Origin of the sequence: Martelella alba, from assembly GCF_006516955.1 — a bacterium.
Taxonomy (GTDB): Bacteria; Pseudomonadota; Alphaproteobacteria; order Rhizobiales; family Rhizobiaceae; genus Martelella; species Martelella alba.
In genome coordinates, this window is sequence record NZ_VHLG01000004.1 from 238,320 (window position 1) to 261,484 (window position 23,165).

26 protein-coding genes are annotated in these 23,165 nt (G+C 59.0%); 8 read left to right on the top strand and 18 right to left on the bottom strand.

From position 1 onward, the window contains the following. Window positions 1-446 precede the first annotated feature (446 nt). Entirely contained in the window at window positions 447-2,078 is a 1,632-nt protein-coding gene (locus FJU08_RS09800; protein ID WP_141148816.1) for a phospholipase C, read from the top strand. Between the two features lie 17 nt (window positions 2,079-2,095). Next, entirely contained in the window at window positions 2,096-3,469 is a 1,374-nt protein-coding gene (locus FJU08_RS09805) for a cytochrome-c peroxidase (protein WP_141148817.1), read from the top strand. 6 nt (window positions 3,470-3,475) lie between these two features. Here the strand turns inward: FJU08_RS09805 and FJU08_RS09810 are convergent, their stop codons facing one another. The 11 genes from FJU08_RS09810 to ffh form a co-directional block, all read right to left on the bottom strand. Continuing rightward, the gene (locus FJU08_RS09810; protein WP_141148818.1) at window positions 3,476-4,276 is read right to left on the bottom strand and encodes an amino acid ABC transporter permease; all 801 of its coding nucleotides are present in this window, start codon (window positions 4,274-4,276) and stop codon (window positions 3,476-3,478) included. Further along, window positions 4,276-5,082 carry a transporter substrate-binding domain-containing protein gene (locus tag FJU08_RS09815; RefSeq protein WP_141148819.1) on the bottom strand — a complete coding sequence of 269 codons (807 nt, stop codon included), beginning with the start codon at window positions 5,080-5,082 and terminating at the stop codon, window positions 4,276-4,278. Before FJU08_RS09815 ends, FJU08_RS09810 begins: the two co-directional genes overlap by 1 nt. Window positions 5,083-5,220: 138 nt before the next feature. Further along, a complete protein-coding gene (rplS, locus tag FJU08_RS09820) occupies window positions 5,221-5,682 on the bottom strand; it encodes a 50S ribosomal protein L19 (protein WP_141149032.1) in 462 nt (153 codons plus the stop codon). Window positions 5,683-5,892: 210 nt separating this feature from the next. Beyond that, window positions 5,893-6,909, bottom strand: coding sequence for a CDF family Co(II)/Ni(II) efflux transporter DmeF (gene dmeF, locus FJU08_RS09825; RefSeq protein ID WP_141148820.1), 1,017 nt, complete (start codon window positions 6,907-6,909; stop codon window positions 5,893-5,895). Continuing rightward, complete coding sequence (locus tag FJU08_RS09830) at window positions 6,906-7,184, bottom strand: metal/formaldehyde-sensitive transcriptional repressor (protein WP_141148821.1); 279 nt, start codon at window positions 7,182-7,184, stop codon at window positions 6,906-6,908. The genes dmeF and FJU08_RS09830 overlap by 4 nt, the downstream gene beginning before the upstream one ends. Window positions 7,185-7,252: 68 nt before the next feature. Beyond that, entirely contained in the window at window positions 7,253-7,783 is a 531-nt protein-coding gene (locus FJU08_RS09835; protein WP_141148822.1) for a GNAT family N-acetyltransferase, read from the bottom strand. Beyond that, window positions 7,776-8,471 carry a tRNA (guanosine(37)-N1)-methyltransferase TrmD gene (trmD, locus tag FJU08_RS09840; RefSeq protein WP_141148823.1) on the bottom strand — a complete coding sequence of 232 codons (696 nt, stop codon included), beginning with the start codon at window positions 8,469-8,471 and terminating at the stop codon, window positions 7,776-7,778. Before trmD ends, FJU08_RS09835 begins: the two co-directional genes overlap by 8 nt. A gap of 3 nt (window positions 8,472-8,474) precedes the next feature. Then, the gene (gene rimM, locus FJU08_RS09845) at window positions 8,475-9,041 is read right to left on the bottom strand and encodes a ribosome maturation factor RimM (protein ID WP_141148824.1); all 567 of its coding nucleotides are present in this window, start codon (window positions 9,039-9,041) and stop codon (window positions 8,475-8,477) included. A 168-nt stretch (window positions 9,042-9,209) separates the two neighbouring features. Continuing rightward, a complete protein-coding gene (gene rpsP, locus FJU08_RS09850; protein WP_141148825.1) occupies window positions 9,210-9,593 on the bottom strand; it encodes a 30S ribosomal protein S16 in 384 nt (127 codons plus the stop codon). A 106-nt stretch (window positions 9,594-9,699) separates the two neighbouring features. Next, window positions 9,700-10,002 (bottom strand): chorismate mutase, encoded by a 303-nt coding sequence (locus FJU08_RS09855; protein ID WP_141148826.1) that lies wholly within the window; start codon window positions 10,000-10,002, stop codon window positions 9,700-9,702. Continuing rightward, on the bottom strand, window positions 9,999-11,567 hold the full coding sequence (gene ffh / locus FJU08_RS09860) for a signal recognition particle protein (protein WP_141148827.1): 1,569 nt from the start codon (window positions 11,565-11,567) through the stop codon (window positions 9,999-10,001). The genes FJU08_RS09855 and ffh overlap by 4 nt, the downstream gene beginning before the upstream one ends. Window positions 11,568-11,965: 398 nt before the next feature. Between ffh and FJU08_RS09865 the strand changes: the two genes are divergently transcribed. Beyond that, on the top strand, window positions 11,966-12,985 hold the full coding sequence (locus FJU08_RS09865) for an MBL fold metallo-hydrolase (RefSeq protein ID WP_141148828.1): 1,020 nt from the start codon (window positions 11,966-11,968) through the stop codon (window positions 12,983-12,985). 3 nt (window positions 12,986-12,988) lie between these two features. Here the strand turns inward: FJU08_RS09865 and FJU08_RS09870 are convergent, their stop codons facing one another. Continuing rightward, a complete protein-coding gene (locus tag FJU08_RS09870; RefSeq protein WP_141148829.1) occupies window positions 12,989-13,690 on the bottom strand; it encodes a DNA alkylation repair protein in 702 nt (233 codons plus the stop codon). A 35-nt stretch (window positions 13,691-13,725) separates the two neighbouring features. Beyond that, entirely contained in the window at window positions 13,726-14,604 is an 879-nt protein-coding gene (locus tag FJU08_RS09875) for a DMT family transporter (protein WP_141148830.1), read from the bottom strand. 400 nt (window positions 14,605-15,004) lie between these two features. Between FJU08_RS09875 and dapF the strand changes: the two genes are divergently transcribed. After that, a complete protein-coding gene (dapF, locus tag FJU08_RS09880; protein WP_141148831.1) occupies window positions 15,005-15,883 on the top strand; it encodes a diaminopimelate epimerase in 879 nt (292 codons plus the stop codon). 36 nt (window positions 15,884-15,919) lie between these two features. Here the strand turns inward: dapF and FJU08_RS09885 are convergent, their stop codons facing one another. After that, entirely contained in the window at window positions 15,920-16,402 is a 483-nt protein-coding gene (locus FJU08_RS09885) for a hypothetical protein (RefSeq protein WP_141148832.1), read from the bottom strand. A 105-nt stretch (window positions 16,403-16,507) separates the two neighbouring features. Between FJU08_RS09885 and FJU08_RS09890 the strand changes: the two genes are divergently transcribed. From FJU08_RS09890 to FJU08_RS09905, 4 genes are all read left to right on the top strand, one after another. Beyond that, window positions 16,508-17,023, top strand: coding sequence for a hypothetical protein (locus FJU08_RS09890; protein WP_141148833.1), 516 nt, complete (start codon window positions 16,508-16,510; stop codon window positions 17,021-17,023). Between the two features lie 143 nt (window positions 17,024-17,166). After that, window positions 17,167-18,426 carry a tRNA (N(6)-L-threonylcarbamoyladenosine(37)-C(2))-methylthiotransferase MtaB gene (gene mtaB, locus FJU08_RS09895; protein WP_141148834.1) on the top strand — a complete coding sequence of 420 codons (1,260 nt, stop codon included), beginning with the start codon at window positions 17,167-17,169 and terminating at the stop codon, window positions 18,424-18,426. A 251-nt stretch (window positions 18,427-18,677) separates the two neighbouring features. Beyond that, a complete protein-coding gene (gene ftsY, locus FJU08_RS09900) occupies window positions 18,678-20,090 on the top strand; it encodes a signal recognition particle-docking protein FtsY (protein ID WP_141148835.1) in 1,413 nt (470 codons plus the stop codon). A 187-nt stretch (window positions 20,091-20,277) separates the two neighbouring features. Beyond that, the gene (locus tag FJU08_RS09905; RefSeq protein WP_141148836.1) at window positions 20,278-20,943 is read left to right on the top strand and encodes a septation protein A; all 666 of its coding nucleotides are present in this window, start codon (window positions 20,278-20,280) and stop codon (window positions 20,941-20,943) included. A gap of 5 nt (window positions 20,944-20,948) precedes the next feature. Here the strand turns inward: FJU08_RS09905 and FJU08_RS09910 are convergent, their stop codons facing one another. Genes FJU08_RS09910 through ccmB form a run of 4 tightly spaced genes read right to left on the bottom strand, consistent with a single transcriptional unit; the run spans window position 20,949 to window position 23,163 of the window. Then, the gene (locus tag FJU08_RS09910) at window positions 20,949-21,548 is read right to left on the bottom strand and encodes a DsbE family thiol:disulfide interchange protein (RefSeq protein ID WP_141148837.1); all 600 of its coding nucleotides are present in this window, start codon (window positions 21,546-21,548) and stop codon (window positions 20,949-20,951) included. Continuing rightward, the gene (gene ccmD / locus FJU08_RS09915; protein WP_141148838.1) at window positions 21,541-21,705 is read right to left on the bottom strand and encodes a heme exporter protein CcmD; all 165 of its coding nucleotides are present in this window, start codon (window positions 21,703-21,705) and stop codon (window positions 21,541-21,543) included. Before ccmD ends, FJU08_RS09910 begins: the two co-directional genes overlap by 8 nt. A 4-nt stretch (window positions 21,706-21,709) precedes the next feature. Further along, window positions 21,710-22,465 carry a heme ABC transporter permease gene (locus tag FJU08_RS09920; protein ID WP_141148839.1) on the bottom strand — a complete coding sequence of 252 codons (756 nt, stop codon included), beginning with the start codon at window positions 22,463-22,465 and terminating at the stop codon, window positions 21,710-21,712. A gap of 38 nt (window positions 22,466-22,503) precedes the next feature. Then, a complete protein-coding gene (gene ccmB, locus FJU08_RS09925) occupies window positions 22,504-23,163 on the bottom strand; it encodes a heme exporter protein CcmB (protein ID WP_141148840.1) in 660 nt (219 codons plus the stop codon). Window positions 23,164-23,165: the final 2 nt, after the last annotated feature.

Genomic DNA, 23,165 nt, shown 5'->3' on the forward strand with positions numbered 1-23,165 from the left:
ACCAGCTTTCATGACATGCGGCAATTCAAAGATTTCTGCGTTTTGGCGAACACATTATCGCCATAATCAACGATCGCCGTCGGGGAATTTGATCGAAGCCAAAACCAGCGCTGTGATCTGACAATAAGCAATTGATCGCGCTCGATAATCGAAAAACCTGATGAAATTTAACTCAGATTAGAAATGTCATCTTTTGAAATCTACCATTGATTGCATTCATGCAATCCGAAGTCGTAAAAACCTGTATGATGCAGCAAATTGTGGCAAAGTCTGCCTTATTAGTCACACGCAACTGTCATCAACCGGTCCTAGCTTCCGCATCGTCCGACGGAAGGGCGAGGTTCCGGGCCAGTTGCCGTCGCTGCGGTGTGCAGCAATTGGCAAGCGGCATTATGGAACTGTCATGCGCCGGGCGATCTGTTCCAACCAGAAGCAAGGAAATCCTCATGTCTTTCGTTTCTCGCCGCGCAGCCCTTGCTGCCTGCAGCGCGCTCGCCATCGCCTGTCCGCTCAGCGTCCATGCCGCCGACACTGCCAATCGCAACACGGCAACGCCGATCAAGCATCTGGTGGTGATCTTCCAGGAAAACGTCTCCTTCGACCACTATTTCGCGACCTATCCGAAGGCCGCCAATCCGGAGGGCGAACCGGCCTTCACCGCCGCCGCCGACACGCCGAGCGATATCAACACGCTTGCCCATGCAGGCCTACTCGACAATAACCCCAACAAGACCAATACGGATAATGGCGAAGACGCTGCGGCGCCCTTCCGTCTTGACCGCACCCAGGCGGCCAGTGCCGACCAGAACCACGGCTACACGGCAGAACAGGCCGCCTACAACAACGGCAAGATGGACCTGTTCCCGAAATATACCGGTCGCGGCAGCAAGGGCGGCGCTGGTTCCTTTGGCACCAAGGGCCAGGTCATGGGCTATTATGACGGCAACACCGTCACGGCACTGTGGAACTACGCCCAGCATTTCGCCATGAGCGACAATGCCTTCTCCACCCAGTTCGGCCCCTCGACCCCCGGTGCCATCAACCTGATTTCCGGCCAGACCAACGGCATGGCACTGCCGCCCGGCTACCAGCTGGAAAAGGACGGTACCTATGATGGCGGCCGCGTCGTTCCTGACGGCAACGGCAACTGGACGATGATCTCCGACCTCGATCCGACCGACGATGTCTGCTCCAATCCGAAATATCCCACCGCCTTGATGACCGGCCGCAATATCGGCGACATGATGAATGACCGCGGCATCAGCTGGGGCTTTTTCGAGGGCGGCTTCGACCTGACGCTGACCAATACCAATGGCACGACCGGCTGCGCCCGCACCACCATGTCGGATGTCACCAAGTCAGCCGAAGTTGATTACATCCCGCATCACCAGCCATTCCAGTATTACCCCTCCACCGCCAATCCCAAACATATCCGCCCGGCCTCACCTGAGGTTGTCGGTACCAGCAACGATGGTGGCGCCAACCACCAGTATGACATTCACGATTTCTACGATGCGCTCAAAGCCGGCAACATGCCGACAGTCAGCTTTCTCAAGGCGCCGGGCTATCAGGATGGCCATGCCGGCTATTCCGATCCGCTTGACGAGCAGGAATTCGTGACCAACGCCGTCAACACGATCGAAGACAGCCCGTTCTGGAAGGATACCGCCATCGTCATCATGTATGACGATTCCGATGGCTGGTATGATCATGCGCAGGCTCTGGTGAACCCGTCCGACATTCCGGTCGCCGGCTACGATGTTCTGACCGGCGACAGCTGCGGCACCGGCACCCCGCTTCCGGGCGTCTCCGGTCAGCCGGTTCAGGGCCGTTGCGGCTACGGCACGCGCCAGCCGCTTCTCGTGGTCTCGCCCTATGCCAAGGTCAATTTCGTCGATCACACGCTGACCGACCAAACCTCGGTCATGCGCTTCATCGAGGATAACTGGATGGGCGGTCAGCGCCTCGGCCAGGGCTCCTTCGATGCCATTGCTGGCTCGCTCGACACCATGTTCGACTGGACCAAGGGCGATACGGCAGCGCTGAAGCTAGACACCAAGACCGGCCAGGCGATGTAACCCTGAAAGAGGCAAATATGCTGCACCTGTTCAAGCGGGTGCAGGTCCTGCCCGCCATCGCACTCGCAAGCCTTGCGCTTGCGGGTGCCGTGGCCGCTCTTGCCGACAGTGACCTGCCCTCTTCCGACCCGAGACCGGCTGATGCCGACCAGAAGCTTTCCGCCGTGGCCCGTCTGGGCGAGGACATGTTTTTCGACACGGGCCTGTCAGGCTCCGGCGCCATGTCCTGCGCGACCTGTCATGACCCGAAGAACCACTACGCCCCTGCCAATGACCGCGCCGTTCAGTTGGGCGGCCCCCAACTTGACCAGCCTGGCTACCGCACCGTGCCGACCCTGACCTATGCATTCGAGACCCATCCCTTCTCCATCGGGCCGCTTAGCGCCGCTGAAGAGGTCAATGAGGCCGCTCCGATGGCGGTTGCCGCTGGCGGACAGGCATCCTCTGCCAGTGCCCCCCTTTCCTCAGCCGGTGCCAGGCAGCCCAAGGCCGCCAATATCGCTCAGGCGGCAGCAGCGCTGGTACCGGAAGGCGGGCTGTTCCGTGACGGGCGCGTCGATACGCTGGAGGAACAGGCGCATGCGGTATTGCGCACCCCTTTTGAAATGGCCAATGACAGCGATCATGCGCTCTATCAGCGCATCAGCGCGCATTATGGCGAGCGGATCGCGGCGCTTTTTGGCAAGAATGTTCTGTCTGACGAAAGCATGACCATTGCAGAAGCCGCCTTCGCGCTTGCCCGCTACCAGAGCGAAGCACCGAGCTTTCATACCTTCGACAGCAAATATGATTTCTATCTGCGTGGCGAGGCGGCGCTTTCGGCGGCAGAGACACGTGGCCTGAAGCTGTTTGACGATCCGGCCAAGGGCAATTGCGCCTCCTGCCATATCGACACGCCCTCGCGCGACGGCCGTCCGCCGATGTTCACCGATTATGAATATGAAGCGCTCGGCGTACCGCGCAATCCGGAAATCCCGGCCAATGCCGATCCGGACTGGCATGATCTCGGCATATGCGGGCCGATGCGTGATGATGCCTATGCCAGGCAGCCGGAAAATTGTGGCCTCTTCAAAACGCCGACGCTGCGCAATGTCGCCACCCGCCACGCCTTCTTTCACAATGGCCGCTATCACACCCTTGAGGATGTGCTGCATTTCTATGTCGAGCGCGACACCGACCCGGCGAAATTCTATCCGAAAAACGCCGATGGCACGGTCGACAAATATGACGACCTTCCAGCGCAATATCGCGGCAATATCGATGTGATCGACGCACCTTTCGACCGCAAGCCAGGAGACACGCCCGCCCTTGACGAACAGGAGATCAAGGATATCGAGGCCTTCCTTAACACATTAACGGATGGCTACCGGCCAGATGGATCGGCTGAGTGATACCCGTCAGCGCCTCTGGGCGCGCATCCGCGCCTCCAGGCGGCGCAGAATGAGCGACAGGCCGATGGTCAGCAGCAGATAGACATAGGTGACGATCGAATAGGTCTCGAAAAAGCGAAACGACGAGGCGGCGTAAACCTTGCCCATCTGGGTGATATCGGCCACGCCCAGTACCGAAACCAGCGACGAATCCTTCACCATCGAGACGAAGTCATTCGACAGAGGCGGCAATATGGTGCGGATCGCCTGTGGAAAGATGATGAAGCGGAAACGGTGAAACCGGCTGAGGCCCAGCGCCTTGGCGGCTTCGATCTGGCCGATCTCAACCGACTGGAATCCGGCCCGGAAGATTTCAGCGATGAAGGCAGCATAGCCGATCATCAGCGCCAGAATGGCGCGCCACATCAGCGAAAAATCGCGGATCACGAATTTCGTCATGGCCCCGGCATCGATCAGCGGCGTGCAGAGCGTGTTGACCAGCGCGATGATCGCCGGTGCACCGACAAAGGCGACGTAAAACAGCAGCACCAGGATCGGAATGCCGCGGATGATCTCGACATAAAAGCGCGAGACCTGCCGGGCAACAAGACTGCCGGAAAGGCCCAGAAGCGCAATGCCAAGCCCCAGAGCCGTTGCCAGCGCGAAGCCGGTCAGCGTGACGAAAACGGTGATGCCGATGCCCTTGGAAACGATGCCGAAAACCTCACGGTAGAGCCCGTTTACGGCAATCAGCACGCCACCTGCCAGCATCAGCAGCACAAAGGCATAGAGCCACCAGGGGCGGTCTTCACCGGCAGATCCGGGCATTACTGCCCCATCTTGTAATCAACAAACCATTTCTGGTTCAGCGCATCCAGCGTGCCATCCGCCTTCATCGCTGCAATCGCCTGATTGACCGGCTCTTCAAGATCGGAGCCGATCGGGAAGATAAAGCCGAAATCTTCAGCCCCGAGCGGATCACCCGTCAGCTTCAACGCGCCGGAAGAGGCGTCGACATAGCCATGCGCTGCCGTGCTGTCGGTCAGCACCAGATCGACATCACCGATCCTGAGCGCCTGAACGGCCGCGCCGATGGTCTCGTAGAGCTTGATACGCGGATTGGCCTCATCGCCATCCAGAACATCATAGACGGCCGTATAGAACGGTGTGGTGCCGGCCTGGGTGCCAATCAGGCCGTCGGACAATTCGGCAAAGCTCGCTGCATTGTCAAAACGGTCCTCGTCGGAACGCACCAGCATCAGCATTTCCGAATGCATATAGGGCACAGAGAAATCGACCATTTCTGCACGATCTTCGCGGATTGTAATACCGTTCATCGCCATGTCGTACTGCCCGTCATGCACGGCCTGGATCATCGTGTCCCAGCTGGCATTTTCGATCTCGACATTGAGGTTGAGGCGTTTGGCGATTTCGGCGACCGCGTCATATTCCCAGCCGATCGCCTTGCCCGTCTTCGGGTCGATGAATTGCAGCGGCGGATAGGTGTTTTCTGTCACGACCGTGATCGTGCGGCCTTTCAGATCCGGCAATTCGTCAGCATTGACCGGACCGACAACGGCACCAAGTGAAATGAGAGCAAGAGCGCCGGTAAAAAAGGCGCGGCGGGAGATCATGAGCCCCTCCAGGATTGTTTTTCGTTCTGCCCCTGAAATGGCACCAGCCATGGCAGGGCAAGGCACCCTTTGGCTCATACGACAAAAGGCGCTTCCAAAGAAGCGCCTTTCATAAGCAAATTGGCAGTCTCGCAGATCTTATTCTGCGTTTTCAGCCTTGGCGGCTTCCTTGGCAGCCTTGGCGGCTTCGCGCTCGGCAGCTGCGATGTCACGGGCTTCGTCGTTGAGGCGACGGGCGCGAACGCTGCTGTCTTCGGCGATACGGGCAGACTTGCCGCGACGGCCACGCAGGTAGTAGAGCTTGGCGCGACGGACCTTACCGCGGCGAACAACTTCTACGCTTTCAACCTGGGGCGAATAAACAGGGAATACACGCTCAACACCTTCGCCATAGGAGATCTTGCGAACGGTGAAGCTTTCGTTCAGGCCGCCACCCGAACGGGCGATGCAGACGCCTTCATAAGCCTGTACGCGGGTGCGGTTACCTTCCGTCACGCGGACATTGACGCGAACGGTGTCACCAGCGGAAAATTCCGGGATCTTGCGCTGCTCCTGGATGCGGGCGCTTTCTTCAGCTTCGAGCTGTTCGATGATGTTCATCGGTTCAACCTTTTCATTTCTTGCTTCAACAGCCAGAGCGCCCAGCGAAAATCCTTTGGTCAATGCCGCCGGATGTGCCACGCTTTCCGTGACGGGAGCGAATACGCGGTTCTTCATTCAGGCGACCGGCATCTCCGGTCAGCGCGGGTCCATAACGCAATTCAGCGTCGCTGTCACCCCCTTGCGTGCATGGATGCCGCCTTTTCACCCTCAAGCGGGCTCAATTTCCACCGTCAGGTGCGCAAGACCGTTCAGGCTAGCCAGTTTTTCGCGGTAATAGGCAGGTGACTTCGGGTGAGCGGAGACAAGCGACACGGCCGCCGCCTGATGGCCGGGGCCCAGATACCAGACATGGAGATCCTGCACCCGGTCGCCCTCTTTCTCGATCGTGGCACGGATTGCCGGGGCAAGCCCGCTGTCTTCGTGGTTGAAATCGACAAGAATCGCACCCGTATCGCGGATCAACGTCCAGGACCAGCGCGCGATCACCACCGCGCCGACAATGCCCATAAGGGGATCAAGAAAGGCCCAGCCCCAGATCCGGCCGAAGGACAAGGCGACAATCGCCAGCACCGAAGTCAGCGCATCGGCCAGCACATGAAGATAGGCGGCCCGCAAATTGTGATCATGCTCGCCATGGTGATGCCCGTGGGCGTGACCGTGGCTGTGGCCATGATCGTGACTTTCATGCAGTAGCACGGCGCAGACGAGATTGACGACAAGGCCGATCACCGCCACCAGAATGGCATCGCCGAAATTGATCTCGACCGGGTTTTTCAACCGCACCAGGCTCTCCCAGCCGATCAGAAGCGCGACCAGAGCCAGAACAATGGCGCTGCCGAAAGCGGCCAGGTCGCCGATCTTGCCTGTACCAAAAGTAAAACGCGGGTTCTTCGCATTGCGTCGCGCGTAAAGATAAGCCAGCGCGGCAATCAGCATCGCTGCGGCATGGGTGGACATGTGCCAGCCATCGGCCGTCAGCGCCATCGAGCCGAACAGCGCGCCGCAGACAATCTCGACCACCATCATCGTCGCGGTGATCGCTATCACCACCCAGGTGCGTTTCGCGTTTCGGTCATGGTTTTCGCCGAGAAAGACATGATCGTGATGCGCGGTCAGCACTGGCCCATGATGATGTGCGTGATCATGGTCATGGTCATGGTCATGGTCATGGTCATGGTCATGGTCATGGTCATGGTCATGAGGGTGTTCGTGGTCGTGGCTCATTTCAAGTAACGCCTTATGACATCCATGAGTTCATCGGCTCCGGCAGCACTTTGCTCATTACCGGGCGACATGGGGGCAATCACATGCTCGCGCATATGATCCTCGATCAGTTCCAGCGTCAGCCCGTTTGCCGCCCCGCGCACCGAAGCGACGAGATTGAGAATGTCGACGCAGGGCGCTCCGCCCTCAAGATGCCGCTCGACCGCCTCGATCTGCCCTTTAAGCCGCCGGACGCGGGCAAGAAGCTTTGCCTTGTTATGCTGAGTATGTGTCATAGGATAGGAGGGTACCCTATATTGAACCAGCTTACAATGGCGCATCTCGCCAGAACCGCACGCGCCGATCAGAGATTTCCGATTTCCCAATCCTGCCTGAGAATAGCCATCACACCAGTATTCCAGCGCTCATCCCCGAAACGGGCCGATGACCGGCGTATACCTTCCAGCTGAAAGCCGGTCGCCTGATAGGCATGGATCGCCGCGCTGTTGAAGTCATAGACATTGAGCTCGACCCGCATGATCGCCTGATCGCCGAAGGCCATATTCAAAAGAGCAACAAGCATCGACCGCGAAAGCCCTTTTCCGCGCTGCTCAGGCGCAAGCGCAATCCGGCAAAGCCTAGCAACACCGTCATTGCGATCGAAGAAAATCTGGCCGTGACCAACCACAATCTCGCCCAGCATTGCGGAGAATAGCGCCCAGCTTGGGGCTTCACCGTCGCAAAGAGCCAGCATCGCATCCAATTGCCGATCATCCAGAGGGAAGGAAAGCCGCGTCCCACCCCATTGGGCAAGGGCTCTGGCCTCTTCAAACCAGCTGCAAAGCACTGGAAAATGCGCCCTGGAGAAAGGTTCAAGGCGCAGGGTTTCAGTCATCGTCGCGTTCCTTTTGCAGAAGATCCGGTCGCCGCGCCACCGTCAGCTTCAGCGCCTCTTCATGCCGCCATTTATCAATGGCCGCATGGTTGCCCGAGGTCAGCACATCCGGGATCATCCGCCCTTCCCATTCGGCGGGCCTCGTATAATGGGGATGTTCCAGCAACCCGTTTTCAAAGCTTTCATGGGTGCCGGATTCGAAATTGCCCATCACGCCCGGCAGAACACGCACCACGGCATCAAGCAGTGTCAGTGCCGCGGGCTCGCCGCCAGACAGAACATAGTCGCCGATCGAGACCTCTTCGAGACCGCGCCCATCGATCACCCGCTGGTCCACCCCCTCGAACCGGCCGCAGACGATCACGGCGCCGGGCCCTTCGGCCAACGCACGCACACGCGCCTGGGTCAATGGCTGGCCACGCGGGCTCATCAGCAGGCGCGGTCTGCCGTCATCACCTGAAACCGCATCAATGGCAGACCCCAGAATATCGGCGCGCAACACCATGCCGGCTCCGCCGCCTGATGGCGTATCGTCGACGCTTCGATGCCTGTCGGTGGCAAAATCGCGAATATTGACGGCATCAAGCGACCATTGCCCGCGCTCAAGCGCCCGGCCGGCCAGCGACATGCCGAGATGGCCGGGAAACATTTCCGGGTAAAGCGTGAGAATAGTGGCCCTAAAGGTCATTGCTCAGGCGCCGTTGCCGCCGGAAAAACCATCGCCATCATTATCATTATGATCGATCAGGCCTGCAGCTGTCGGGTCGACAAGGATCCGCTTTGCTTCGAAATCAACCTCCAGCACCGCACGCTCATTGAAGGGGATCAACACCGGACGCCGGCCAGGGCCCTTCAGTTCCAGCAGATCGCCAGCGCCGAAATCAAAAATCGCGCTGACCGAACCATAGCTGTTGCCACCGGCATCGAAAACCTCCAGCCCTTCGAGATCGGCGTAGAAATATTCCTCGTCATCCAGCTCATCATCCGGCAGATTGTCGCGCTCCAGATAGAGCGACAGTCCACGCAGCGCCTCGGCCGCGTTGCGATCATTCACGCCGCGAAAGCGGATCACGACCATATTATTCTTGCCGGGCCGAATTTCGAGCACTTCGAAAACCCGGCCATCTTCAGCATGGAGATTGCCGTAATCGCCAACGGAAAGCGGGTTGCCGGTAAAGCATCGCACGCGAACATCGCCGCGCAGCCCTTGAGCTGCTCCGATTGTCGCCAAAAGAACGGGGTCTTTAAGCTTCGTCATTATCCCTGCCCGCCTCGCTTTTCATCTGCCCGCTTCTAGAACGCCAGAGAAGCGGAGTAAATGTTTTTCGCCGCATTCTACGGCCTCTCATCAAAACGAAACGGACCGCACGGCAAGCGCGCGATCCGTCGAAAGCTCAAGTCAACACCGGCATGCCGGTCGTAAGACTTACTCGGAAGCTTCAGCAGCGGCCTCAGCGGCAGCGGCAGCAGCTTCTTCAGCCTTCTGCTTCTTTTCGGCTTCGCGCTCGATGGCCTTCTTGCCCGGCTTTGCCTTGTTCGGGTTCGAACGCTCGGCACGCTCGGCCAGGCCAGCCTCGGCCAGGAAACGCAGAACGCGATCGGTCGGCTGGGCGCCGGTCGACAGCCAGTACTTGGCGCGCTCGGCATCAAAGACAACACGCTCAGCCGAATCCTTCGGCAGCATCGGGTTCCAGTGGCCGAGCTTTTCGAGGAAGCGGCCGTCACGCGGTGCGCGCTCGTCGGCAACGACGATGTGGTAGTAAGGACGCTTCTTGGAGCCGCCGCGGGCGAGACGAATTTTCAGTGCCATTGTAATTCTCCTTCAAGGCATTTCACCGCTTCGTGGGCGGTTCTGTTCTTATGTTCGTTGCATTTCAGGGCGAAAGAACCGGTTTGAGCCTTCCGCCGGTTTCAGTTCAGCCACCGTGTTCGGCAGCAATCTGCTCATGGTGCCGGATCACTTCCTTGATGATGAAATTCAGGAAGGTTTCGGCGAAATCCGGATCAAGGTCGGCACTCTTAGCCAGCGCCCTGAGCCTTGCAATCTGTGTTTCCTCGCGGGCCGGATCGGCCGGCGGGAGATCATGCATTGCCTTTAGATGCCCGACTGCCTTGGTGCAGCGGAACCGTTCTGCCAGGACATGCACCAGTGCAGCGTCGAGATTATCGATCGACTGGCGGTATTGGGTGAGCTGTTCCTTGACCTTGGGATCAATCATTTCTTTTTCCCCTTGCCGAGGCCCGGCATGCCGCCAAGACCGGGCAGTTTCGGCCCGCCAAGCCCCGGAAGACCGCCCGGCAGGCCACCACCGGGAAGCCCGGCCATGCCACCGCCAAGGCCGGAGCCTTCGGCCTGCTTCTGCAGTTCGGCGAGCTGGCGCGCATCAAGCTTGGACAGATCCGGCATGCCGCCACCCATGCCGCCAAGCCCCATCTTGCCGCCCAGAGCACCCATCATCTTCTGCATGGCGCCGGCGCCCTTGCCCTTGCCACCCATGGCCTTCATCATATCGGCCATCTGACGGTGCATCTTCAAAAGCTTGTTGATATCGGCCGCCGTGGTGCCGGAGCCGGCGGCAATGCGCTGCTTGCGCGAATGCTTCAGCACATCCGGATTGGTGCGCTCCTGCCTGGTCATCGACGAGATGATCGCCAGCTGTCGCTTGAACACCGAATCATCAAGACCGGCAGCGCTCATCTTGTCCTTCATGCCGGACATACCGGGCATCAGCCCCATAATACCGCCCATGCCGCCCATCTTCTGCATCTGCTTCAGCTGCTCGGCGAGATCGTTCATATCGAACTTGCCCTTGGCCATCTTCTGGGCCATGGCCTGCGCCTTTTCGGCGTCGATCGTCTCGGCCGCCCTCTCGACCAGGCTGACAATGTCACCCATGCCGAGAATGCGGTCAGCAATGCGCTTGGGATGAAATTCCTCCAGCGCATCCATCTTTTCGCCGGTACCGATCAGCTTGATCGGCTTGCCGGTGACGGCGCGCATGGAAAGCGCAGCACCGCCGCGTCCATCGCCATCCATACGGGTCAGAACCAGACCGGTAATGCCGACGCGCTCATCAAAGTTGCGGGCCAGATTGACGGCGTCCTGACCGGTCAGGCTGTCGGCCACCAGCAGGATTTCATGCGGGTTCGACTGCTTGCGGATGTCGGCCATCTCGACCATCAGCGGCTCGTCGATATGGGTACGGCCAGCGGTGTCGAGGATCACGACATCATGGCCGCCAAGCTTTGCGGCCTGCACGGCGCGCTTGGCAATGGCCACAGGATCCTGCCCGGCGATGACCGGCAGCGTATCGATGCCGGTCTGGGTACCGAGCTGCTTGAGCTGTTCCTGGGCGGCCGGGCGGCGCGTATCGAGCGAAGCCATCAGCACTTTCTTGCGATCGCGCCTGGTCAGACGGCTGGCAATCTTGCCCGTGGTGGTGGTTTTACCCGAACCCTGCAGACCGACCATCATAATGACAACGGGTGCCGGGGCGTTCAGATCGATGGTGACGCCCTCGGCGCCCAGCATGTCGACAAGCTCGTCATGGACGATCTTGACGACCATCTGGCCGGGCTTGATCGACTTCAGCACATCCGCGCCAATAGCCTTTTCGCGCACGCGATCGGTGAAGGCGCGCACGACCTCCAGCGCAACGTCAGCTTCCAGCAGCGCGCGGCGTACTTCACGCAGCGCGGCCGCAACATCGGCTTCCGAAAGCGAGCCGCGTCCAGTCAGTCCCTTGAGGACGGAACCAAGGCGGTCCTGGAGGTTTTCAAACATACCTGTCTTCCCTTGTCGTTTCGGCTTAAATGTCAGACGAAACGTTGGCATCCTCGCCAGCAAATGCAAGACGCAAAGCAAAATTGCACCCGAGGGCGCAACGCGCTGTCGGATGTTGACCTCCGGGCTCTCTTTATACCTTTACGGGCCCCGGTCGGCTGCTGAACGTCTTCAATGCCAGCTTGACTGGCGGCGTTAAACAGGAAAGACCGGGAAAAGTCAAGTCCGGCATCCAGTGGTGGCATGAATGCCGCCATTCTTTTAAAAGTAGTATTTCACCATAGGCCGTTCATGCTTTATTAACAGTCTTTTCCATTCCCTGTCCGTCAGTGAAACCGCAGTCAGTTTTCCGGCATTCGAGCCTTGCAGCCGATGACGAAAGAGCGTCAGACAAAAACATGATTTTTTCAGGAACCAAAAAAAGCGCCAACCGCTACTATCGCGGCCCCAAAAGCGATCATTTCGACGGGCAGCTGTTCTTCAATCCCGGCGGCAGCGCCCTGCCCGGTTTCCGCGACATCCTGAAATGGCGGTTCCAGTCAAAGCGTGCACGCTGGCCCGCCCGTTTCGACAGCCCGTTTTCGCCTTCTTTGCCGAGCCAAAGGGTCGGCAGGGATGAGATGAAGGTCACCATGATCGGCCATGCCAGCATGCTGATCCAGGTTGCCGGCGTCAATATCCTGACCGATCCCGTCTTTGCCGAACGGGCCAGCCCCTTCACCTTTGCCGGTCCCCGCCGGGTTGCCGAACCGGGCGTGCGTTTTGATGATCTGCCGCCCATTGATGCCGTATTGGTGACGCATAATCATTATGATCATCTCGATATTACCTCACTGAAGCGCCTTCAATTCCGGCACCGGCCGCAATTCGTCACCCCGCTCGGCAATGACAGGATCATTCACCCGAAGATCCCCGATGCCGAGATCTCCATTCTCGACTGGGATGACCACGCCATGCTGTCCGGCGGACTGAAAGTCACGGCAGAGCCCTGCCATCACTGGTCGGCGCGCGGCATCCGCGACCGGCGCATGGCGCTCTGGGCCGCCTTTGTCATTGAGACGCCCGCCGGCGCGATCTACCATATCGGCGATACCGCTTTCTTCTCGGGCCGGAATTATCGTGCGGCAGCGGCAAAATATGGTGGCTTCCGCCTCGCCAACCTGCCGATCGGCGCCTATGAACCACGCTTCTTCATGGAAAGCGCGCATCAAAACCCGCAGGAAGCCGTCAAAGGCATGAAGCTTGCCAATGCCGCCTATGCCGTCGGCCACCATTTCGGCACCTTCCAGCTGACCGATGAGGCGATTGATGCTCCGCTCAAGGCTCTGGAAGAGGCGCTGATTGAGGAAGGCATCGAGACCGGGCGCTTCCGCCCGCTTCTGCCAGGTCAAAGCTTTGACGTGCCGCCGCTCAGATGACGGCTACGGCTTCAGCCGCGCGATCAGCTTATCCGATGTGAGAAACCTTACCGCATCGCGGCCAATCCAGCGTGCCGTTGGATCCGCATTAGCAGAAAGCGCCTCAGCCACCGCCAGTGCCTCCCTGTAACAGGCCGTGTTCCGCTTGCCGATATTGCGAAGTGCCCAGTTTACGGCCTTTTTGACAAAATTCCGCCCATCCCCGGCATAAGCGACAATCAGAGGCAACTGCGCCATAAACACCGTGTCTGCCGTTTCCTTCAGATGGACAGCGGCGCTGGCAATCATGGCAAAGGCGGCTCGGCGGACGAATTCGCGACCGTCTCTAGCAAGCGGCGCGACCAGTTGCGGAAACAGGCCGGCGGCAACGAAGCGATCGGCAGCCTCGTCCACGATTTCCCATGAGGCGAAGTCACCGGCAAGCATGAACGCTTCCTCCGGCGTGAGCTTTTCCGGCTCAAGCGTCATCAGCGCCAGAAGACGCGCCTCCCTGAGCGGGCTTTGCCAAAGCGTGAAGGCACGCACATGATCGCGACCAACCGCCTTGACCAGCGCCCGCAGATCCGGATTGGAAATGCCAATAGCATCATCTGTTGCAATGCCGACCCGCGCCATACCGGCAATGATCGCCGGGTCTGCCATGGCGCGCAGCCTGTCTTCGATCTGTGCCGCATCCAGTGCCGCCAGTGGTTTCTTCACACCCATGACTGACCTCCCTCAGCCCGGGCATCCGGCCGCTGTCATAAAGCCGCCAGACGTTCCCTTTTCTTGACCTGGTGCTCGCGCCAGATCGTGAAGCCACCGGCGATCACGACGATCACCGATCCGGCCATCATATGCACGGTCAGCTTTTCCGAGAAGATCAGCACGCCATAGATCGAGGCATAAACAAGCTGCAGATAGGTCACGGTCTGCACCGTCACCGCCTCGGTCAGCGCCAGGGCCTTGATCATCAGATAGTGACTGGAAATACCCGTGAAGCAGAGTGCGATCAGCCAGAACCAGTCGACCGGCCGGACACTTTCCCAGAAGAAAGGCCCGATGATACTGGTGACAATCAGACCGACAAGCCCGGTGTAGAAGAAGCTGACCTCGGCGCTGTCATAACGCCCGGCCATGCGGGTATAGATCGAATAGAGCGAAAAGGTAATGCAGCAGACAACCGCAATCAGTGTTGTCGAGGTAAAGTCCGCGCCCAGCGGATTGATGATCAAGAGCACGCCGCAAAGCCCGACGGCAATGGCAAGCCAGCGGCGCCAGCCAACCTTTTCCCCCAGAAGCGGTACCGACAGCAGCGCCACCACGAGCGGAGCAGCTGCAAAGACCGCCTGGCTCTTGGCAAGCCCGACATAGGCGAAGGACAATATCGAAATCAGGATCTGCGCCACCAGAAGCAGGCTGCGCCAGATTTGCAAGCCGAGATGCTCGGTCCGGATCGCACCGAAAATGCCGATCTTGGAGCGCGAGGCAATGTAAAACGCAAAAAGGCCGAAGGCCCAATAGCGAATCATCGAAATGAAGAAGGGCGAATAGAGCGGGCCGAGATGACGGCTGATGGCATCCTGGATCGAAAAAATCGTCACTGCGCCGAAAGCATAGAATATACCGGACGCCTTCATTTGGTGCTGGCCTTTTCGCCCCGGCAGGAAACACGAATACGCGACAACCCAGCCAGACGGGGACTGGGCGCGGGACGACGGGCGACAAGGGCAGTCATGGAATAATTCTTTCGATCTGGGCAGGCCAGAGGTCAAAACGCATGGAATGAGCGAAACGGAAACCGTTTGTCACGAAGAACGTTTTTCGATGCGGAGAGCCTGTGGGCGGGCCATGGGGCAGCAGCATGCGTTCAGTCAAAACGACGCATACGTCCATTAAGCACGAAATGACCGGACGGCAAAGTGGTCCGTAACGCTTTTTTACCGGCGTCGTTTTGCTGCAACACCGCCGCAACAATGCCCGACACTCTGGTAATGCTCGTATTTTTACGCCATATAGGCAAAAAAGATGGACGTGATCATGACAAGTGAAATCGCAGGCGCACCACTTCAACGCATGAACGGACTTGGCAACAAGATCCTGGTCATCGACATGCGCGGTCGCTCCGACAAGGTCACGCCCGAAGCGGCCATCCGCCTCAATGCCGACCCGGAAACGACCTTCGACCAGATCATGGCGATTTATGATCCGCGGCCCGATGCGCCTGATGGCTGGATCGACATTCTCAACTCTGACGGCTCCATGGCCCAGGCCTGCGGCAACGGTACGCGCTGCGTCGTTCATTATCTCAACGGCCAGAGCGGCCGCCGACATTTTGATTTTCGCACCATCGCAGGCGCGCTTGAAGCCAATCTGCTGGAAAATGGCCTGATCTCGGTTGATATGGGACCACCGATCTTTGACTGGGAAAAGATCCCGCTTGCCGGTCGCCCGGCCGATACAAGCGACATCACCCTGCCCGAACCACATGAGGCCGATCCGGCGCTCAGGCATTTCTCTGCCGCATCCATGGGCAATCCGCATGCGGTTTTCTGGGTTGGACGCGACGTCAACAACTATCCGATTGCAGATTTCGGACCGCGCTACGAGCACCATCCGCTGTTTCCCGAACGCGCCAATATTTCGCTCGCCCAGGTCACCTCGCCCTCATCGCTGGCGCTGAAGACCTTCGAGCGTGGCGCCGGACTGACACTTGCCTGCGGCTCGGCCGCCTGTTCAGCCGCCGTTTTGGCCGCCAGAACCGGCCGCACCGGCCGCAAGGTCACGGTTTATCTGCCGGCCGGCGATCTCGAGATCGACTGGCGCGAGGCAGACGATCATGTGATCATGACGGGACCGGCCGAACATGAATGGTCGGGAACAGTTGATCCTGCCACCGGCCTGTGGCAGCGAAACTGATCGTTTCTGGCCGCGTTTCGCGCAGTTTTGCCACTATTAGATTATAATACCCTTATAAATTGAAATATTGAATTCCTCTGCTATTGCTTGGGCATGAGCAGACAAACTGATGACCAAAGCAGAACAATGGCATGGCCCGGAGCGGGACGGCGCGCCACACTTGGCAGTTCGCGGCACCTTTTCAGCCATATTTCCAGAACTGAGGTCAACGCGCTGTGCCTGATCAATATCGCAGCGCCCGTTCTCTACGCTTTCATCATAGACGCGCCACTGAGCGAGCTTAACTTCATGCTCGCCGCCATGCGGGCAGAAATGCGCCAGCTTCCCGGAAGCATGTCCGAAACCGCAGATCTGATCAGGCTTGCGGCCTTTATCGGCATCCAATGTCTCAACCTTTATGCCGCTTGCCATTTCGGCAAGCACAGACTTGCCTTCCTGGCTTTGTTTGTCCTGAATTTTCTCGCATTGCCGGTGGCGATGATCGGGTTTGTCCCGGCCCTGCCAGAAATCCTCCAGCATGCGCCTTTCGCCCTTGATGGCCGTCTCGCCCCGGGCACGCATCAGTCTCAGGGGCAGTTTCTGCTCACGCTCATAACCGCTATCCTCTATCGATGAGCTGAACGCATGCACGCTCCAAGGCTGACAAGTATCTTCCACCTCGGCCCGGTCCACTCCGAACCGAAGACGCAGACTGGACGCCGGGTAAACTGGCTGATCCGCACGAGCCACCGCTTTGAGGCAGTGCATCCGGCGCTCAAAGCCTTTCTGGCGATCAACCTTCTGCTGCCAGCGATTTATACATTCTATATCGTTCCGCTGAGCCGCTATCCGCAAACATCCATTCTGGAACACTATAACAGGCAACTTCTGGACGGGCTGACCTCAGAGGCAGATCTGCTTGAACGGCCGGAACATATGCTGGTGCCGGTCCTGCTGCCACTTGCAGTCCTTCTCGGTTCCTTTCTCATGCTTCAGGCACTGAATCTGGTCTGCATCATGCATTTCAGCCGCTACCGTTGCCTCTTCTGCCTGACCACGTTTTTGAACCTGCTGGCGCTGCCGCTCGGCCAGATCAGCTTTCCCGCCATTGCCGCCAGCCTGCCCTTCATCCTGTTCGGCCTTGTCCATATCTGCTGTTGACCACAAAGCCTGCACGGCACACCCTTTTCTTTCCGCACGGGCTTTGCCATATAGGCGCTGAACAGGGTGCCTGCTGAAGCAGACTGCCCCATGGAGAAGATCTGACGGCCGTTGCGGGCCCCGCAATGCCATGAAGTGCTTTGATGACGATCACAACCCTGACATTCGGCTGCAGGCTCAACACCTATGAAAGCGAGGTCATGCGCAAGGCGGCAGAAGATGCCGGTCTTGAGGATGCCATCCTCGTCAATACCTGTGCGGTGACGGGAGAGGCCGTGCGCCAGGCGCGTCAGGCCATCCGTCGCGCGCGCCGCGAAAACCCTGAAGCCCGCATCATCGTGACCGGCTGTGCCGCCCAGACGGAAAGCAAAAACTTTGCCGAAATGCCGGAAGTCGATGCCGTGCTCGGCAATGACGACAAGTTGCGATCCGACGCCTACAGGACATTGCCGGATTTCGGCGTTGCCGCCGACGAAAAACTGATCGTCAACGATATTATGAGCGTCACGGAAACAGCGCCACAGATGGTCCAGTCGATCGACGGCCATGTACGCGCCTTCCTGCAGGTGCAAAATGGTTGCGACCATCGCTGCACATTCTGCATTATCCCCTTTGGCCGCGGCAATTCACGCTCCGTGCCGATGGGCGCCGTGATTGATCAGGCCCGAAGCCTCGTGACGAACGGCTATCGCGAAGTGGTGCTGACCGGCGTTGACGCCACCTCCTATGGCGCCGATCTGCCGGGAACACCGACGCTCGGCTTTCTGGCGAAGACCCTTTTGAAGCAGGTGCCCGAAATCGCCAGACTGCGGCTTTCTTCCATCGATAGTATCGAGGTGGATCGCCATCTTCTGGATCTTATCGCCGATGAACCGCGCTTCATGCCGCATCTGCATCTCTCCTTGCAGCATGGCGACAATCTGATCCTCAAGCGGATGAAACGCCGCCACGCCCGCGAAGATGCACTGGTCTTTATCGAAAAAGCCCGATCACTGCGCCCGGGCATGGCCTTCAGCGCCGATTTCATCGCCGGTTTCCCGACCGAGACGGAAGCCCATTTCGAAAATACGATGGCCCTGGCGCAGGAAGCGGGCCTTGCCCAACTGCACGTATTCCCCTTTTCGCCCCGCCCCGGCACACCCGCCGCCCGTATGCCACAGCTTGACAGGGCACTGGTCAAGGAGCGGGCGCGCCGCCTGCGCGAAACCGGAACCGAGCTTGCCGAAGCCCATCTGGCATCCATGGTCGGAACGCATCAGCTTTTGCTGACAGAGCGCGGTGCGATCGGCCATACCGAGAATTTCACCCCGGTGAAGCTGCCACCGATCGCGTATGGACAATTGGTCCCGGCCTTCATCTCATCGAAACGCGATGGCATGCTTGTCGCCGAATTTGATCGCTGATCCGTCGCTAAAAAGGTGAAAACGACCGTTTCCAATTCATCCGATACGCTATAATAATTCCAGAAAACAGGAATTTCCGACCGCATCGGGTGCCCGACCGCCAAAGCGCTTCCAGGAAAAGCGGATACCGGTTTTCCGTCCGGAAACGCGAAAAAACATAGAGATGGAGCGCTTTCGCATTTCGGAGAAATACGGAAACGCTCTAAAGGTAAGGTCAATCGAAACCTGTTCGGTTGCATGGAAGGATATCGATGGCTCTCGGCTTCCTCAAAAACGTCTTCACCTTCGGCAAGGACAACAAGCCTGAGGATCCCGATAGCGAGACATCCGGTGTGGAAACCGCTGCGGAGACCAAGCGCAAGGCCCAACATGACGCCGCAAGCGCGTTTGAGCGCGACCTGCTAGAGGATGATGCCGCAAAACAGGCACTGCCGGCGCTGGAGGACGATATTTTTGCCCCGGCTTCGCAGGCAATGGGCGAGATGCCGCAAGCCCCGGACGCCGATAGCGCCGAAACCATGCCCGAGCCTGCATCACAAGAAGTGCAAGCGCCTCATCTCGATCCAGCCATCCCCGATACCGATGTCCCAGGCGAGATCGTGCCGGAAGATGTTCAGGCCGAAGCGCCCGTGGTAGAAGACGACCGTGCTGATACGCCCGCGCCGCATCCGGTCGCAGAGGGCTTCTCCTTCGAAGAACAGGCCGTACCGGAAGAACCCGAAACGGTCCCGACCGTCCGGCTTTCCTGGTTTGAGCGCCTGCGCGCCGGGCTTTCGCGGACATCTCATCAACTGGCCGGTCAGATCGCGTCGCTTTTCACCAAGCGCAAGCTGGATGAGGCAACGCTTGAAGAACTGGAAGATCTGTTGATCCAGGCCGATCTTGGCGTCGAAACGGCGATGCGCATCACGGACACCCTGTCTTCGGAGCGTTACGGCAAGGATGTCAGCGGTAACGATGTCGCCCGCATCATGTCCGGCGAGATCATCAAAGTGTTGAAGCCGGTCGCAAGGCCCCTGGCACTCGACCTCAAGCATAAGCCACATGTCATTCTGGTCGTCGGTGTCAACGGTACAGGCAAGACCACAACAATCGGCAAGCTGGCAGCGAAGCTGACCCGGTCCGGGCTGAAGGTGACGCTCGGCGCTGGCGATACGTTCCGCGCCGCGGCCGTCGAACAGCTGAAGATCTGGGCTGACCGCACCGGCGCTGAATTTGTCGGCACAAAGCTTGGCGCCGACGCGGCAGGCCTTGCCTATGACGCTTTCGAACAGGCTCAGGCCAATGGCTCCGATGTCCTGATCATCGACACCGCCGGACGGCTTCAAAACAAAGCCGAACTGATGGCCGAGCTTGAAAAGATCGTCCGCGTTCTGGCCAAGCTTGATCCCGACGCACCGCATACCGTGCTGCAGACGCTGGATGCCACCACCGGGCAAAACGCCATGAACCAGGTCGAGATCTTTCGCAATGTCGCCGGTGTCTCCGGCCTGATCATGACCAAGCTTGATGGCACGGCGCGGGGCGGTATTCTGGTCGCCATCGCCGCCAAGCACAAATTGCCGGTCTATTTCATCGGCGTCGGCGAGGGCATTGACGATCTTGAACCCTTCGAGGCAGAGGAATTTGCCGCCGCCATTGCCGGGACAGAAACGCCGGAATAGTGCGAAAAGGCAAAAAGATAATCAGTGCTTATAGTCACATTCGAAAATCTGCCACTTTTCCGATTGATGACAGACACTATATCGTGCTTCACCGGCATCGCCGGAAATAAAACGGCCGGGCATGATCGAATGGCCAGTACCGCATAGCGCGGAGGGCACAGACGATAAAAAGGATTTTTTTAAAGCGATGACAGCCGAGAACGAGCAGACAAAGACCGTAAAGCGCAAGGAAGATCCGGTCCTCAAACTGGTTCTCGAGCTCGGGCCGCTGATGGTGTTCTTCTTCGCCAATCTACGCGGCGCCTGGCTCGCCCATCTCTTTCCCGCCCTCACCGCCATTGGATCGCCGCTTCTGATCGCGACCGCGCTGTTCATGATCGCGACCGTCATCTCGCTGATCGTCTCGCGCGTCCTGCTCGGGCATCTGCCGATCATGCCACTGGTCTCAGGGGCGGTGGTTCTGGTTTTCGGCGCGCTGTCGATCTGGCTTCAGGATGAAACATTCATCAAGATGAAGCCCACCATCGTCAACAGCCTGTTTGCGCTGGTGCTGCTTGGCGGGCTGTTCTTCGGCAAGTCACTGCTGGGTTATGTCTTCGACAGCGCCTTCAAGCTGGACGAGGAAGGCTGGCGCAAGCTGACGCTGCGCTGGGGCCTGTTCTTCGTCTTTCTCGCCATTCTGAACGAAGTGGTCTGGCGCAACTTCTCCGCCGACACCTGGGTGGCCTTCAAGGTCTGGGCGACGATGCCGCTGACCATCATCTTCACCCTGTCGCAAATGCCGCTGATCATGCGCCATTCGCTCGAACCGCTTGTCGGTGAGAAAAAGCCTGAACCTGAAAACGAAGGCTGAGCCCTTCAGTTCATCAGCCGTGATGCCGGGCCGATAGTCCGGTTGATGACGGGCAGGATCTCATCATTGTAAGACTGGATGTCGATCGGGCCGATCTTCTTGAAGATGATCGTGCCATCCGGGCTGACGATAAAGCTTTCGGGAATCCCGTAAACACCCCAGTCGATTGCCTCCGCGCCATTTTTATCGACCCCGATCGCGGCATAGGGATTGCCCATCTCGCCAAGAAATCGCAGCGCATTGTCCGGATTGTCCTTGTAGTTGATACCGACAACATTGATGTCGGGATCTTTCGACAGGGCCATGATGAAGGGATGCTCCTGCCGGCATGGCACGCACCAGGACGCAAAGACATTGACGATGGTGAGCTTACCGGAAATCTCGGCCGAGGTCAGTGCCGGGCGTTCACTGCCCTGAAGCGCTGGCAGATCCATGGCAGGCGCTGGCTTGCCGATCAGCACCGAGGGGATTTCGGACGGATCCCCGGACGACAGGATCTGAGTGGCAAAGGCGACCGCAAGACCCGCAAAGACGACCAGCGGAATGGCCGCAAGCACGATCCGGCGTTTCGATTGCGACGGCGGCGGCTGCAGATCATCACTCATGGATTGCCTTCACCGAACGCCGCCGCAGGCCTTTTTCTTCCAGAGCCGCCAACTCCCGCCGCCGGGCCCGTCCGTCGAAAAACAGCCATGCAATTAGGGCTAGCATCACCGAAAGACTGGCTCCATAGGCGCTGAAAACGAAAAAAAAGTGATCCATGGCTCTACCCCTCTGCCCGTCGCGCGGCGAGCCTGCGCATTGCCGTCACGCGCCGCCTCAAAATCTCGTTGCGCATGGCGACGAGATGCATGGCGATGAAGGAAAGCGTGAAGGCGGCAGTCATGACGAAGAGCGGACGCAGGAATTCGATATCAATGGCCGGTCCGCCCTTGCGAAAGATGCTTTCCGGCTGATGCAGCGTATTCCACCAGTCGACCGAGAACTTGATGATCGGGATATTGATGACTCCGACCAGAATGAGGATCGCCGCCAGACGTGCGGCGCGCCCCGGATCATCCACCGCGCGATGCAGTGCGATAATGCCGAGATACATCAAAAAGAGCACGAAAAACGAGGTCAGCCGCGCATCCCAGACCCACCAGGTCCCCCACATCGGCTTACCCCAGAGCGAACCGGTCAGGAGAGCCAGAAAGGTGAAGGCTGCACCGATGGGCGCCGCCGCCTTGTGGGCGACATCGGCCAGCGGATGACGCCAGACCAGCGTGCCAAGCGCCGCCACCGCCATGAGCATATAGCAGAACATCGCCAGCCAGGCCGACGGCACATGCACATACATGATGCGCACCGTATTGCCCTGCTGATAGTCCCCCTCGCTCGCGAAGCTGAGATAGAGGCCGGCGGCAAAGCACAACAGGCTGAGACCAGCCAGAACCGGTACGACCCGGCCGCTCAACTGAAGAAAGCGCGTCGGATTGGCAAGAGCGGTCAAACCGCCTGTGCGTGCGCTGGTCTCGCTCATCCTGTTTCCACTCTGACTATATTCTCCTCCGGTTTGGCTCATTCGCCCCCCTGGCGCAAGGCCAGAGCGGCAGCTGCCGTGCCGACCACCGCTAAAATCATCGTGATGGCGACAAGAATAAGGAAGGGCGGCAGAAAGGGCTGGGGGGCGGTCACCGCCGCATAGGTCGCGCCCACGCCGAAAATCAGCACCGGGATCGACAGCGGTAAAACCAGAACCGGGACCAGCAACCCGCCGCGCGGCAGCGATACCGCAATCGCCGCGCCGGCAGCACCGATGAACGTCAGCGCCGGTGAGCCGATGAGCAGTGTCAGTGCGGCGGCACCGATCGCCAGTGGCGCCATATTCAGCATCAGCCCCATCAGCGGCGACAGCACCACCAGCGGCAGAACATTCACGCTCCAATGCGCCATGCATTTGGCGAGAATAACGGTGACAAGCGGACGATCGGACATCAACAGAAGGTCAAGTGAGCCGTCCTCGAAATCGCCCTTGAACAGCCGTTCCAGCCCGATCAGCGTCGAAAGCAGCGCCCCGATCCAGACAATCGCCGGGCCGATGCGTGCAAGAAGCGCCAGATCCGGACCAACGCCGAAGGGGATCACCGCGACCACGGCCAGGTAGAAAACAAGGCCGGTCAGCGCACTGCCGCCGGCACGCATGGCAATCTTCACATCCCTGAGATAAAGCGCCAGCATCG

Coding starts and splice junctions, on each gene's coding strand:
- FJU08_RS09920 (WP_141148839.1), bottom strand. CDS start 22,465: ATGAGCGAGACCAGCGCACGCACAGGCGGTTTGACCGCTCTTGCCAAT.
- ccmD (WP_141148838.1), bottom strand. CDS start 21,705: ATGGATCACTTTTTTTTCGTTTTCAGCGCCTATGGAGCCAGTCTTTCG.
- rpsP (WP_141148825.1), bottom strand. CDS start 9,593: ATGGCACTGAAAATTCGTCTCGCCCGCGGCGGCTCCAAGAAGCGTCCT.
- dmeF (WP_141148820.1), bottom strand. CDS start 6,909: ATGAGCCACGACCACGAACACCCTCATGACCATGACCATGACCATGAC.
- FJU08_RS09830 (WP_141148821.1), bottom strand. CDS start 7,184: ATGACACATACTCAGCATAACAAGGCAAAGCTTCTTGCCCGCGTCCGG.
- FJU08_RS09855 (WP_141148826.1), bottom strand. CDS start 10,002: ATGATTGATCCCAAGGTCAAGGAACAGCTCACCCAATACCGCCAGTCG.
- trmD (WP_141148823.1), bottom strand. CDS start 8,471: ATGACCTTTAGGGCCACTATTCTCACGCTTTACCCGGAAATGTTTCCC.
- FJU08_RS09890 (WP_141148833.1), top strand. CDS start 16,508: ATGCACGCTCCAAGGCTGACAAGTATCTTCCACCTCGGCCCGGTCCAC.
- FJU08_RS09875 (WP_141148830.1), bottom strand. CDS start 14,604: ATGAAGGCGTCCGGTATATTCTATGCTTTCGGCGCAGTGACGATTTTT.
- mtaB (WP_141148834.1), top strand. CDS start 17,167: ATGACGATCACAACCCTGACATTCGGCTGCAGGCTCAACACCTATGAA.
- ccmB (WP_141148840.1), bottom strand. CDS start 23,163: ATGCTGGCGCTTTATCTCAGGGATGTGAAGATTGCCATGCGTGCCGGC.
- FJU08_RS09865 (WP_141148828.1), top strand. CDS start 11,966: ATGATTTTTTCAGGAACCAAAAAAAGCGCCAACCGCTACTATCGCGGC.
- rimM (WP_141148824.1), bottom strand. CDS start 9,041: ATGACGAAGCTTAAAGACCCCGTTCTTTTGGCGACAATCGGAGCAGCT.
- FJU08_RS09805 (WP_141148817.1), top strand. CDS start 2,096: ATGCTGCACCTGTTCAAGCGGGTGCAGGTCCTGCCCGCCATCGCACTC.
- FJU08_RS09810 (WP_141148818.1), bottom strand. CDS start 4,276: ATGCCCGGATCTGCCGGTGAAGACCGCCCCTGGTGGCTCTATGCCTTT.
- rplS (WP_141149032.1), bottom strand. CDS start 5,682: ATGAACATCATCGAACAGCTCGAAGCTGAAGAAAGCGCCCGCATCCAG.
- FJU08_RS09815 (WP_141148819.1), bottom strand. CDS start 5,082: ATGATCTCCCGCCGCGCCTTTTTTACCGGCGCTCTTGCTCTCATTTCA.
- FJU08_RS09885 (WP_141148832.1), bottom strand. CDS start 16,402: ATGCTGGAGGATTTCTGGCAGGGCCGGGACAAACCCGATCATCGCCAC.
- FJU08_RS09870 (WP_141148829.1), bottom strand. CDS start 13,690: ATGGGTGTGAAGAAACCACTGGCGGCACTGGATGCGGCACAGATCGAA.
- FJU08_RS09835 (WP_141148822.1), bottom strand. CDS start 7,783: ATGACTGAAACCCTGCGCCTTGAACCTTTCTCCAGGGCGCATTTTCCA.
- ftsY (WP_141148835.1), top strand. CDS start 18,678: ATGGCTCTCGGCTTCCTCAAAAACGTCTTCACCTTCGGCAAGGACAAC.
- ffh (WP_141148827.1), bottom strand. CDS start 11,567: ATGTTTGAAAACCTCCAGGACCGCCTTGGTTCCGTCCTCAAGGGACTG.
- FJU08_RS09910 (WP_141148837.1), bottom strand. CDS start 21,548: ATGAGTGATGATCTGCAGCCGCCGCCGTCGCAATCGAAACGCCGGATC.
- FJU08_RS09800 (WP_141148816.1), top strand. CDS start 447: ATGTCTTTCGTTTCTCGCCGCGCAGCCCTTGCTGCCTGCAGCGCGCTC.
- dapF (WP_141148831.1), top strand. CDS start 15,005: ATGACAAGTGAAATCGCAGGCGCACCACTTCAACGCATGAACGGACTT.
- FJU08_RS09905 (WP_141148836.1), top strand. CDS start 20,278: ATGACAGCCGAGAACGAGCAGACAAAGACCGTAAAGCGCAAGGAAGAT.